Source organism: Bacillus sp. 5mfcol3.1 (assembly GCF_900114335.1).
Lineage (GTDB): Bacteria > Bacillota > Bacilli > Bacillales > Bacillaceae_G > Bacillus_A > Bacillus_A thuringiensis_S.
Window position 1 is genome coordinate 217,726 of sequence record NZ_FOST01000004.1, and the last position, 11,791, is coordinate 229,516.

Below are 11,791 nucleotides of genomic sequence, written 5' to 3' on the forward strand. Positions count from 1 at the left end.
TCGACACAACATATCGATTTACCGACAATCTCCGACAAGGACAAACCAGCTAAATACCCCTCCCCGCTAATCCGCACAAACAACAAAACAAAAAAACTATCGCATATACGCGATAGCTCTTTATTGTACATATGCAGCTAATGCTTCTAAAGCCTCTTCTGCATCTGAACCTTCTGTTGTAATTGTTATCATGCTTCCAGTTCCAATTGCTAAGCTCATAATCCCCATTATGCTCTTTGCATTTACTGTCTTTCCATCTTTCTCAATAAAGATATCTGCATGAAAGCGATTTGCCTCTTGTACAAACAACGCAGCCGGACGTGCTTGTAAACCGTTTTTTAATGAAACCTGAACTCGTTTTTGAACCACAGCTCCATTTCCCCTTTAACCTCTTATTTTTTTGCTACCGTTTCCCCCGCGCGTAATTTCTCTGCAATTTCATCGATTTTACGCAAACGATGATTAATACCCGATTTACTAATTTTCCCCCCGGATACCATCTCACCTAACTCTTTCAATGTTACATCTTGATAATCTCTTCGTAGTTGCGCAATCTCTTGTAGTTTATCTGGCAATATATCAAGACCAACCGTCTCATCAATATAGCGGATATTTTCAATCTGCCTTAGCGCTGCACCAATTGTTTTATTTAAATTAGCTGTTTCGCAGTTCACTAAACGATTTACGGAATTACGCATATCACGTACGATTCGAATATCTTCAAACCTTAAAAGTGCATTATGAGCACCAATAATATTTAAAAATTCCGTAATTTTCTCCGCTTCTTTCAAATACGTAATGTACCCTTTTCTTCTTTCCAACGTCTTACTATTTAAATCAAATCCGTTCATCAGTTCACATATAGCATCATTATGTTCCTTATATAACGAAAAGATCTCTAAATGATAAGATGATGTTTCTGGGTTATTTACTGAACCACCTGCTAAAAATGCACCGCGTAAATACGATCGTTTACAACACTTCTTCTCAATCAATTCTTGTGATATATTTCGAATAAATGAAAAGTCATCTCGAACGATATGAAGATCGGCTAATATTTCGCGAGACTTTTCAACAAGCCTTACGATATATACATTATTTTTCTTCAATCGCATTTTTTTACGAACAAGTAATTCTACCGTCACATCATATCCTTTTTTCAAAAGCGTATAAATCCTTCTTGCAATTGCCGCATTTTCTGTTTGAATATCGATAGATAGACGACGGTTTGAAAAAGAAAGCGATCCGTTCATTCGAAGTAACGCCGATAATTCTGCTTTCTCACAGCATTCTTTCACTTCAAGATTCGTCAACTCTTTCTTTGTTTCTGATGCAAATGACACAGTCAACACCTCCTTATACGATTATTATGGAACAAAATTCTTGTCCTATATGAATGAGGAGCGCCACCTCAAACGAGGCAACGCACATTTATAACAATGAATATAAAATCGAAGCTAACTTTAACGTATCATGCCTTACAACACGATCATCATACTTCGCTAATCCCTCTTGAATAACATCAATATTATTTTCAGCAAAACGTTCTTCATCCACTACAACTGGTGTAGACATTTCTTCCTCATATAACTTACGTAATTCACAAGGAATCTCACGGTTATTTACAATTGCAGTATTAATAAATGGTTGCCCTAAATGATCGTGTAACGCCTGCACATGATCAAAAGCAGTATATCCCATCGTTTCACCCGCTTGTGTCATAACGTTACATACATATACCTTCTTCGCTTTTGCAGCAAGAACAGCGTCCCCAATTTTGTTAACAACTAAGTTGGGTAATATACTCGTATACAAACTTCCTGGGCCGAAAACAAGTAAATCAGCTCGTTTAATCTCAGCCAACGTTTCATGCAATGGCTCTACATCTTCTGGAGTTAAAAAGACACGATTAATCTTCTTTCCGTAATAAGGAATCTTTGATTCACCTGTTACAATTTCCCCATCTTCAAGTTCCGCATGAAGTACCGCACTTTGATTCGCTGCTGGTAATACACGTCCTCTGACATTTAATACTTTACTTGTTTCCGTAATTGCATGGAAAAAGTCTCCTGTAATCGAGGTCATACCTGCCAACAATAGATTTCCTAACGCATGACCTTTCAGTCCGTCTCCTGTTGTGAAACGGTGCTGAAATAAAGCTTCCACCAGTGGCTCTACATCCGATAACGCAACAAGTACGTTACGGATGTCACCTGGAGGTGGAATTTCTAGCTCATCACGTAATCGACCCGAACTGCCACCATCATCAGCAATTGTAACAACTGCTGTAATATCAACAGGATATTGCTTTAATCCTCTTAATAAAACAGAAAGTCCAGTCCCGCCTCCCATAATGACAATTTTAGGCTTTCTCTCTTTTTTCATCCCTTAATGGCCCTTTCTCTTCTCCACATCACGATGAGATACATGAACACTATACTCTGGTTTCAAATGTTTCCCAAGGTATTCTGTAAGCGTAACAGAACGATGCTGTCCACCTGTACATCCAATTGCAATTACAAGTTGACTTTTGCCTTCTCTTTTATAATGAGGCAGCATGAAAGTAATCAGATCCGTCAACTTCTCTAAAAACTTATGTGTCTCATTAAATTTCAGTACATAGGAAGAAACTTCTTCATCTAGTCCTGTTAATGGCTTCATATGTGGAATGTAATATGGATTTGGTAAAAAACGAACATCAAATACTAAATCTGCATCAATTGGAATACCGTACTTAAATCCAAATGACATAACATTTACACGAAATGCTTGCTCAGTTTCTGTTGAGAACAAGTGAACAATTTTTTCACGTAATTCTTTCGGTTTTAAATCCGATGTATCAAGCACAATATTTGCTCGTGCCTTCATATCTGTTAATAAATTGCGCTCTGCTTCGATTCCCTTTAACGGCAAACCAGTTGGTGCAAGTGGATGCGAACGTCTCGTTTCTTTATAACGAGTTACAAGCGTACTATCTTTCGCATCTAAAAATAAAATATGAGGAATAATCCATGTACGTTCTGATAAATCATCAAGTGCTCCCCATAAATGCTCGAAAAACTCGCGGCCACGTAAATCAATACCAAGTGCCACTTTATTCATTTTCCCTTTTGAATCCGCCATAAGCTCAATAAACTTTGGCAATAACATCGGTGGTAAATTATCTACACAAAAATATCCTAAATCTTCAAAACTTTGTAAAGCTACTGTTTTTCCAGCTCCAGACATCCCTGTAATAATTACCATTTTTATATCATTATTCTCTGTCATCGTATCCTCTCCTTGACGGTTTAACTCGGATCTAATCGATATGAAAGCAACTCAAAATCTGGGGTATATACAAATGTACCGTAGATTATGCCATTTCCTTTAATTAAATAATCAATAATGTGATAATCTCCTGGCGCCATTGCTAAATCATCAATTTTATCAAATGTATGCCAACCAATGATGCCTTCTTCGCTCTCTAGTTTGTTTTCTCCTGCAAAATCTGTCGCTAAAAAGGAGAACATCATCCATTCAGAAACAACTTTATCACCTTCTTGGATGACAAAGGTGAAGACCCCCTTTAACGCTGGGTTTTTCAAATAAATACCTGTTTCTTCGCGATATTCGCGAACAACGGAATCTCTTACAGTCTCACCACGCTCCATTTTCCCGCCTGGTGCAACCCACCAATTTCGGCGAGGTTTTTGGAGTAAGAGTACTTCATTATCTCTAATTAACACACAGTTTGTCACTCTTTGCATGTTTCTTCACCTCAGCTACTTGCAGTAAAATTTCTCACTGCATACTTCTTTCATTATACTATCAAAAACAGTTTGCTACAACGAAGGAGCCAGTCCTCTTTCGCTAAGCATATGCTACTCAACAATTTTAAAAAAGCTTTCCATAACAAGCAATGTAAATGCTTAGACTTTTAATGAATAGCATGAAAAATCCCCTTAACGATTTTTATCGCCAAGGGGATTAAAGCCCTTATTTCTTACCGAAATAAGTAACAATCGCAAATCCTAAAATAAAGGTAATAATTGAACTTATAATTGAAAATCCGCCGGTTGGAATACCAGGGAACACAATTACAATCGAACCGATAACTAGTCCAATAATTGCCGCAAATGTCATACTTTTATAACGATCTAATAAAAAACTAATGCCTTTACTACTTACAACAAATCCAACCATAACACCAGCACCGATAACCACGATTAAAGGTAAGTTAAGTGTAGTTAAAGCGTTAATTGCTGTTGGATACACACCAATAATTAATAAAATAAACGATCCACTAATCCCAGGAAGTAGCATAGCCATACTAGCCATCCATCCTGCGAAAAATAAACCAATTGCATTTAAAATTGTTAACGTCGTAATTGGATCTGCTGCCTTATCTGGTTTAAAGAAAGCTGTGATCGCAACAAGAATTGCTGCAACTATTAATAAAACAATGTGCTTACCTTTAAACGACGACTTTGCATCAGCTTCTCTCATTAACATCGGTAATATACTAATAATTAAACCGAGGAAGAAAAATTGAGTCGGTTCATAATGATTTGCAAGTAAATATTTAATAACATGACTTAACGTTAAAAACGCTGCTGCCACACCAGCTGCAAGTGGAATTAAAAACCCTAAATGTTTTTTCCATTCACGACTAAAGAATCCACTAATTGCCGCAAGCAATTGTTCATAAATCCCTAACACAACAGCGATTGTACCGCCGCTCACACCAGGAATTAAATCACTAACGCCCATACAAAATCCACGATATATATTACGCCATTCCATACTGAATAAATTCCTCATTTCTTATAGTGATTTTTTCCGTAAAGTCCAGTATATCAATAAGAAAGCTTATAATCCTTATATTTTTTGACAATACTTTGACATTTTCACACAAAAAAAGAAGAAAGCTCCTGTCGGTAGCTTTCTTCTCACAAGGTATATTATCCCTTATTTTTCTGATACAGTTTTTAATTCCTCTAATAATTCTTCTACGTAATGTTGTGCACTTTGTGCTGCAATACTACCGTCACCTGTTGCTGTTACAATTTGACGAAGCATTTTTTCACGAACATCACCAGCTGCGAAAATACCAGGGATTTTAGTTTCCATACGTTCGTTCGTTTCAAGGTAACCATTTTCATTTGTAATACCTAGTTCAACAAATGGTTTTGATAATGGTAACATACCGATGTATACGAATACGCCGTCAGTTTTGACTTCTTTCTCTTCTCCACTGTTTACGTCTACAAGTGTTACACTTCCTACTTTACCGCTTGCTTCGTTAATTTCTTTTATAGTGTGGTTCCAAATGAAATCTACTTTTTCATTTTGGAAAGCACGGTCTTGTAAAATTTTCTGTGCACGAAGCGTGTCACGACGGTGAACGATCGTTACTTTTGATGCGAAGCGCGTTAAGAACACACCCTCTTCAACAGCAGAATCTCCACCGCCAATTACGATAAGTTCTTTTCCTTTAAAGAATGCCCCATCACATACTGCACAATATGATACACCACGGCCGCCAAGTTCTGTTTCACCCGGTACACCAATTTTTTTATACTCTGCACCGCTTGCAACGATAATTGCACGTGCTTTATATTCTTTTTTACCAGCAATAATTGTTTTGTATTCTTTACCATCGATGACTTCTTTCACATCACCGTATGCATATTCAGCACCAAATTTCTTCGCATGCTCGAACATTTTATTTGATAAGTCTGGTCCTAAAATAGACTCATAACCTGGGTAGTTTTCTACATCTTCCGTGTTTGCCATTTGGCCACCCGGAATACCACGCTCAAGCATTAATGTGCTTAAATTTGCACGAGATGTATATACTGCAGCTGTCATACCAGCTGGTCCTGCACCAATAATAACGACATCATAAATTTTTTCTTCTGACACACTATTCACTCCTATCCATTCCTACACAATTAAGTTACCCTCATTATACTGTTAGCATCATTTTTTTCCCAATGATTTGCTTATCTTATGTGTGCGTACGCTTAACAGCTTGCACATACTTTCGGACAGTCGCTACAGATACATTATATACATCTCCAAGCTCCGACTGTGTCATTTTATTTCCTTGTTCGCCGCGTACAATGTATTCAATCGCAGCTGACCAGCCGTACACATTTGTAAATATGTCTCCAGATGTATATAAACGTATGAACGTACAAAACCAAAAGTGTAAACACTCTTCAATTAATTCATCATCTTTTTTCGTATAATTGTATAAGGCATCCGCGATTCTCGCGCACTGCTCAAATTGTTGTAAATCAGCTGGAATACTCTTATGACTATTAAGTAAAAAGAAGTACTTTGCAAGTTGCGATACGATGGGAACACCGTTCTTCGCTTGCGTTATATCAAAGAAGAATCCAACCTTCTCCGGCGTTGACAATTCATTCATTAAATATAAAGCTAGCATTTGTTCTTCTAGCGTCGCACTTTGCTGAAATGATTTTCGTAATTCTTCAAATAACACGTTTTGTCCTTCATCTGCTAAATTCAGCGCATTCCACGGTTCTTTTCCCTTTTTATCAGGATGCAATTCCACGACATGTTGCCACATTTTTTCAGCTAGTTGCTGATCTTTCACCATATACGCAGAATATGCAAACCAATAATAAAAACTAACGTCTCCTTCGTATCCTTGACGCTTTAATAGTTTGAACCATTTATATGCATGCTCGAAATAACCAATTGTTGCAAGTGTAGTTCCCAGTTTCAAACGATGTTCAAATGAAATCGGATATACCGAAACTAGCTGTCCCGCTAACGCTTCTACTTGTTTATGCTCTCCAATTGAATATAGAAAAATAAGCGTATTACAAAGCGCATGTATATTACCAGGATTTTTTTCTAAAATCATTTCTGTTAACTTCAGTGCTTTGTCTACATTACCCGATTGAAAATGTGCAATGGCTAAATTATTATGACCTGACCAAAATTCCGGATAATCTTTCGTAACAATTTCTAATGTAGCAATTGCTTCTTCCAATTGTCCATTACGAATATAACGATTCGCTTCTTCCTGCATAACAATTAAATCATCTTCATCTTCAATCTCTTCCGCACCCATTGCTTCTTCTTCCATAATCTCAAGAAGTTCTAATGTATCTTCTACGAATTCCTTCTCTTTTGCAACTTCTAAATAACGATCCGCATATTTCTTCGCCTGTTGAAATAACCCCATATATGCATAATTATTTGCAATAAAATAATAGCACTGTTCAAGTTCTGGATTAGATCTAACTAACTTTAAGAAGATTTGGTTCGACTCTTGATATTCACCAGCCTCAGATAATACTGTTGCTAATTGACATAAAATAAACGGCTCCTTCTCACTTTGTGCCGCTCTTCGAAAATATTTAATTGCATCTTGCAATTTTTGCCCTTTGTAAGCTCTCATCCCTTTTTTATAAAAGAAGTCCGCTAATTGATTAAAAGAGATAACTTGTCCGTTCTCCTTATATATCCTTTGATTTTTCCCCATATATCCTCCAGTTTTTTGTTTTCTTCGCTCACACATTCTTCTATCTATAAGTATAAACGATTCCGTAAAAAACAAAACAGTATATTATACTCAATTATTTCCTTTTTATTCATAAAAAAAGAGGAGAAATGTTACATTTTCACCATGAACCTTCTCTTGCGGTCATTTGCTCTTTCGTATAAATAATACGCATTGGATTTCCACCTACGAAAGCACCGCTCGGTACATCTCTATGAACAAGTGTGCCAGCTGAGACAGTCGCACCGTCTCCAATTTTCACACCTGGTAATATTGTTACATTCGCTCCAATCATCACTTCATTTCCAATGACGATTTCCCCAAGTCGATATTCACGAATTAAATATTCATGCGCTAAAAGCGTTGTGTTATAGCCAATAATCGAATTCTCTCCCACAGTTATCTTTTCCGGGAACATAATATCCGGCATTACCATAAGCGCAAATGATGTTTTCTTTCCTACTTTCATCCGTAAAAAAGTGCGGTACAACCAATTCTTCACAGATAAAACTGGCGTGTAACGCGCAATTTGGATAATAATAAAGTTTTTCATTACCTTCCAAAAAGACACTGTTTTATACACATTCCATAATGAATTTTCTCCTGAAACAGGATAGCGCGTTGTCCGTCGCACTTAGCTCGCTCCTCTACTAACTTACTTGGACCTTTATGAACGGTTCATATTAGACAAAATCGGTAGCAAATCGCTCATTTTATCTAGCATAAAGTCCGGCTTGTAAGCCTCTAAATACGCTCTACCTTTCAGCGTCCATGAAACCGCAGCTGTTTTCGTCCCCGCATTTTGACCACCGACAATATCATGATGATTATCTCCAACCATCAATGCCTCTTCTGGTTTTGCATCTAATAATTCAAGCGCTTTTTGAAGTGGCTCTGGATGTGGTTTCACATGCTCTACATCATCAATTGTCACGACAACATCAAAAAATTCATCAAGCTTTGACAACTGTAATCCCATCTCAACGGTTTGTCTCGCTTTCGTTGTAACAATACCAACTTTATAACCTTGCTTCTTCAACTCTCGAACTGTTTCATATACAGTTTCATATTCTTCTACTAATTCATCATGATGATCATGGTTAAATTCGCGATAACTTGTAATCATCTCTTCAACCTTACTTTCATCAATCTTACTGAAAGTATCATGCAAAGATGGACCGATAAATGGCAACACATCTTCACGCTTATATTGATTTGGATAATACGTATTTAAAGTATGTAAAAAAGAAGAAATAATAAGTTCGTTTGTATTAATTAAAGTTCCATCTAAATCAAATAACACTGTATTTATTCTCATTGCCTTAGTCCTTTCGCCTTCCTGAATATGAAAGAAGCAGCATCTTATAATAAGATGCTACTTTTCTCTAATTTTCCGAATATCTTTTATCAGCTTGCCCCATTTTTCGTCTCACAATAATGAAAATAATAGAAATAACAACAAGTCCAATTGACATTACTTGTGCAATACGAAGTGGTCCTAGCATTAAACTATCTGTACGTAAGCCTTCTACGAAGAAGCGTCCTACTGAATACCAAATTAAATATGTGAAGAATAATTCCCCACGGCGTAAATTCACTTTTCTTAATGCAAGTAGTAAAATTACACCTGCAAAATTCCATAATGATTCATATAAAAACGTCGGATGATAGTACACACCCTCAATATACATTTGATTAATAATGAAATCTGGTAAATGAAGACCTTCTAAAAACTGTCTCGTTACTTCATCACCATGCGCCTCTTGGTTCATAAAGTTTCCCCATCGGCCAATTGCTTGTCCTAATAAAATACTTGGTGCAGCAATATCCGCCAACTTCCAGAATGAAACCCCGCGTCGCTTTGCAAAAAGAATCCCTGTTATAACCGCTCCGATTAAACCACCATGAATCGCCAAGCCACCTTGACGAATATTAATAATTTGACTCGGGTTTTGCGCGTAATATTCCCATTCAAAAATAACATAGTACATTCTCGCAAATAGAATAGCGATCGGTACTGCAATTAATACAAGGTCAACAAATGTATCTTTTGGAATACCTAGCCTTTCTCCCTCGCGAGTTGCTAGCCAAAGACCTAATAGCACACCTGTACCGATAATAATCCCGTACCAATAAACAGGAAACGGCCCAAGTTGGACAGCTACGCGGTCAAGCTGCGGTACAGAACCTAACAGCATATGTATGACCTCCCTCTCCAATGTTTACTCCTGATTCCCTAACTCAATCGCACTCATTAATCGTTCTGAGAACTGCTGTGCTGCATTGACTCCCATACGCTTTAAACGGAAGTTCATCGCTGCTACTTCAATAATAACAGCCAAGTTTCGACCAGGACGAACTGGAAGTGTAATCTTCGTAAGTTCTGTATCAATAATTTTCATCTTCTCTTCATCAAGACCTAAGCGATCATAGTTTTTCTTTTGATCCCAAATTTCAAGATTAATAACAAGTGTAATACGCTTATAATTTCGCACTGCCCCTGCACCGAATAACGTCATAACGTTAATGATACCTAGACCACGAATTTCTAATAAATGCTCAATTAAATCTGGTGAGCTTCCTACTAATGTGTCTTCATCTTCTTGGCGAATTTCTACACTATCATCCGCAACAAGGCGGTGACCACGCTTCACAAGTTCAAGAGCTGTCTCACTTTTACCAACACCACTTTGACCTGTAATTAAAACACCAACACCGTAAATATCTACTAATACACCATGAACAGCAGTTGTTGGTGCTAGCTTACCTTCTAAATAATTAGTTAAACGACTTGATAATCTCGTTGTCGTTTGAGAAGAACGTAATAAAGGCATGCCTGATTCACGTGATGCTTGTAATAACTCATCTGGTACATCTTGATTACGAGTTATAATAATACATGGCGTCTCCTCGGTACAAAGCGCTTTCATTCTCTCTTGTTTTTGCTCTGTTGTTAACGTATCAAAGAACGTGAGCTCCGTTTTTCCAAGAAGCTGCACGCGATCAGCTGGATAATATGTAAAGAATCCTGCCATTTCAATTCCAGGTCGTGATAAATCACTTGTATCAATCGGACGATGAATTCCTTCCTCACCACTTATTAACTCCAATTGAAATTGTTCAATTAAATCTTTTGTCCTTACTTTTGGCATATGTATAAACCTCCACTCCGCTGCGGGTTCAGTCTCGTTTGATGTAAAATTCCATTCTACCGGATATTGTACCATTTTTTTCTGGAAACAAGAAATACGGTTTCTAATAAATAGAAAAAAACATTTCATACGAATAATGAAATGTTTTTCTTTTTGTCATTTTCTCTTTTTTTCATATAGAGGTTCCACAATTGCCTTCTCAATAATCATATTAAAAATTGAAATACAAATTGCCGCAACAATCGCTACACCAAATCCTGATATATTAAAAGCATCTCCTAATAATGAATCTGCTATTTTTAACGTAATCGCATTAATAACAATTAAGAAGAAGCCGAAAGTTACAACAGTAATTGGTAGCGTAATTAAAATTAAAAACGGCTTTACGAACACATTTAAAACCGCCAATATAATACTCGCAATAATTGCAGTTTGTATATTTGCTACGTAAAATGCATCTGGTGCAATCCCTTTTAAAAGCCCCGATACAGCGATTAACACAACGCTATTTACAAGAAGTGATACAATCCATCTCATTTCGTTACACATCCTTTTAAACATATATATTTCATCATACGCTAATAGATAATAAACGCAAGTATGATACAAACACTTATATCAACTTATTCTATCTTTCATGCTTGTATACCTACTAACACTTCCTCGCAAAATAAGGACCACACCACCTATGTTCATGAGTTTTTACAAAGGTCCAAGTGAAATCTTTATCTACGATATAGATATCACCTTTATACGCATCTTCTGTCTCACACAATATATCATCCATATGTAACAAACTCGCATCCTTTATTAGCAGTACCTCATCACAGTGTTGGTAGAAAATGTAGCAATCCTTTTTCACTTCATCATGAAACTCGTTTTCCGCTTCTTTACCCTCTAAACACTTCTTTTTCTCATAACTAAATATGTGCCATAGATAACCACATGCATACCTATCTCCATGAAGAAAAATATCTTCTTTTTCTTTATCACTTAAATGATTTGCAAAGTGATCCTCCCAGCGCTTTCGAAAATATACACCCCAACTTTGAAATTCTCTTACCTTCATATTTTTCTTTCTTAACACCTCTAAAAACTCCATCTTCTCCCCCTATAC

General features: G+C 36.8%; 14 protein-coding genes. All 14 read right to left on the reverse strand.

The annotated features are described in order from the left end of the window. Positions 1-120 precede the first annotated feature (120 nt). The 14 genes from BM089_RS22295 to BM089_RS22360 all read right to left on the reverse strand — a co-directional run bounded on the left by BM089_RS22295 (position 121) and on the right by BM089_RS22360 (position 11,776). Complete coding sequence (locus tag BM089_RS22295; RefSeq protein WP_000250307.1) at positions 121-369, reverse strand: HPr family phosphocarrier protein; 249 nt, start codon at positions 367-369, stop codon at positions 121-123. Between the two features lie 23 nt (positions 370-392). Then, complete coding sequence (gene whiA, locus BM089_RS22300) at positions 393-1,343, reverse strand: DNA-binding protein WhiA (protein WP_000006566.1); 951 nt, start codon at positions 1,341-1,343, stop codon at positions 393-395. An 88-nt stretch (positions 1,344-1,431) separates the two neighbouring features. Further along, complete coding sequence (locus BM089_RS22305; RefSeq protein ID WP_000712187.1) at positions 1,432-2,385, reverse strand: gluconeogenesis factor YvcK family protein; 954 nt, start codon at positions 2,383-2,385, stop codon at positions 1,432-1,434. 3 nt (positions 2,386-2,388) lie between these two features. Further along, positions 2,389-3,270, reverse strand: a complete 882-nt coding sequence (gene rapZ, locus BM089_RS22310; protein WP_000138459.1) for an RNase adapter RapZ — start codon at positions 3,268-3,270, stop codon at positions 2,389-2,391. Positions 3,271-3,290: 20 nt separating this feature from the next. Continuing rightward, a complete protein-coding gene (locus tag BM089_RS22315) occupies positions 3,291-3,749 on the reverse strand; it encodes an NUDIX hydrolase (RefSeq protein ID WP_001190080.1) in 459 nt (152 codons plus the stop codon). Positions 3,750-3,978: 229 nt separating this feature from the next. Further along, positions 3,979-4,785 carry a DUF368 domain-containing protein gene (locus tag BM089_RS22320; RefSeq protein WP_000455196.1) on the reverse strand — a complete coding sequence of 269 codons (807 nt, stop codon included), beginning with the start codon at positions 4,783-4,785 and terminating at the stop codon, positions 3,979-3,981. A gap of 165 nt (positions 4,786-4,950) precedes the next feature. Further along, complete coding sequence (gene trxB, locus BM089_RS22325) at positions 4,951-5,907, reverse strand: thioredoxin-disulfide reductase (protein ID WP_001288078.1); 957 nt, start codon at positions 5,905-5,907, stop codon at positions 4,951-4,953. 85 nt (positions 5,908-5,992) lie between these two features. Next, on the reverse strand, positions 5,993-7,504 hold the full coding sequence (locus BM089_RS22330) for a tetratricopeptide repeat protein (protein WP_000517723.1): 1,512 nt from the start codon (positions 7,502-7,504) through the stop codon (positions 5,993-5,995). A gap of 139 nt (positions 7,505-7,643) precedes the next feature. Then, positions 7,644-8,156, reverse strand: coding sequence for an acyltransferase (locus BM089_RS22335; RefSeq protein WP_075717075.1), 513 nt, complete (start codon positions 8,154-8,156; stop codon positions 7,644-7,646). A gap of 33 nt (positions 8,157-8,189) precedes the next feature. After that, positions 8,190-8,840: a pyrophosphatase PpaX gene (ppaX, locus tag BM089_RS22340; protein ID WP_001222403.1), complete on the reverse strand. Its 651-nt coding sequence runs from the start codon at positions 8,838-8,840 to the stop codon at positions 8,190-8,192. A 67-nt stretch (positions 8,841-8,907) separates the two neighbouring features. Continuing rightward, a complete protein-coding gene (lgt, locus tag BM089_RS22345; protein ID WP_000924240.1) occupies positions 8,908-9,720 on the reverse strand; it encodes a prolipoprotein diacylglyceryl transferase in 813 nt (270 codons plus the stop codon). A 24-nt stretch (positions 9,721-9,744) separates the two neighbouring features. Continuing rightward, positions 9,745-10,674, reverse strand: coding sequence for an HPr(Ser) kinase/phosphatase (gene hprK / locus BM089_RS22350; RefSeq protein WP_001127251.1), 930 nt, complete (start codon positions 10,672-10,674; stop codon positions 9,745-9,747). A gap of 156 nt (positions 10,675-10,830) precedes the next feature. Continuing rightward, positions 10,831-11,211 (reverse strand): phage holin family protein, encoded by a 381-nt coding sequence (locus tag BM089_RS22355; RefSeq protein ID WP_001267308.1) that lies wholly within the window; start codon positions 11,209-11,211, stop codon positions 10,831-10,833. 115 nt (positions 11,212-11,326) lie between these two features. Beyond that, on the reverse strand, positions 11,327-11,776 hold the full coding sequence (locus tag BM089_RS22360; protein WP_090978117.1) for a DUF4275 family protein: 450 nt from the start codon (positions 11,774-11,776) through the stop codon (positions 11,327-11,329). Positions 11,777-11,791: the final 15 nt, after the last annotated feature.

Coding starts and splice junctions, on each gene's coding strand:
- BM089_RS22305 (WP_000712187.1), bottom strand. CDS start 2,385: ATGAAAAAAGAGAGAAAGCCTAAAATTGTCATTATGGGAGGCGGGACT.
- rapZ (WP_000138459.1), bottom strand. CDS start 3,270: ATGACAGAGAATAATGATATAAAAATGGTAATTATTACAGGGATGTCT.
- BM089_RS22315 (WP_001190080.1), bottom strand. CDS start 3,749: ATGCAAAGAGTGACAAACTGTGTGTTAATTAGAGATAATGAAGTACTC.
- BM089_RS22320 (WP_000455196.1), bottom strand. CDS start 4,785: ATGGAATGGCGTAATATATATCGTGGATTTTGTATGGGCGTTAGTGAT.
- BM089_RS22330 (WP_000517723.1), bottom strand. CDS start 7,504: ATGGGGAAAAATCAAAGGATATATAAGGAGAACGGACAAGTTATCTCT.
- ppaX (WP_001222403.1), bottom strand. CDS start 8,840: ATGAGAATAAATACAGTGTTATTTGATTTAGATGGAACTTTAATTAAT.
- lgt (WP_000924240.1), bottom strand. CDS start 9,720: ATGCTGTTAGGTTCTGTACCGCAGCTTGACCGCGTAGCTGTCCAACTT.
- hprK (WP_001127251.1), bottom strand. CDS start 10,674: ATGCCAAAAGTAAGGACAAAAGATTTAATTGAACAATTTCAATTGGAG.
- BM089_RS22355 (WP_001267308.1), bottom strand. CDS start 11,211: ATGAGATGGATTGTATCACTTCTTGTAAATAGCGTTGTGTTAATCGCT.
- BM089_RS22360 (WP_090978117.1), bottom strand. CDS start 11,776: ATGGAGTTTTTAGAGGTGTTAAGAAAGAAAAATATGAAGGTAAGAGAA.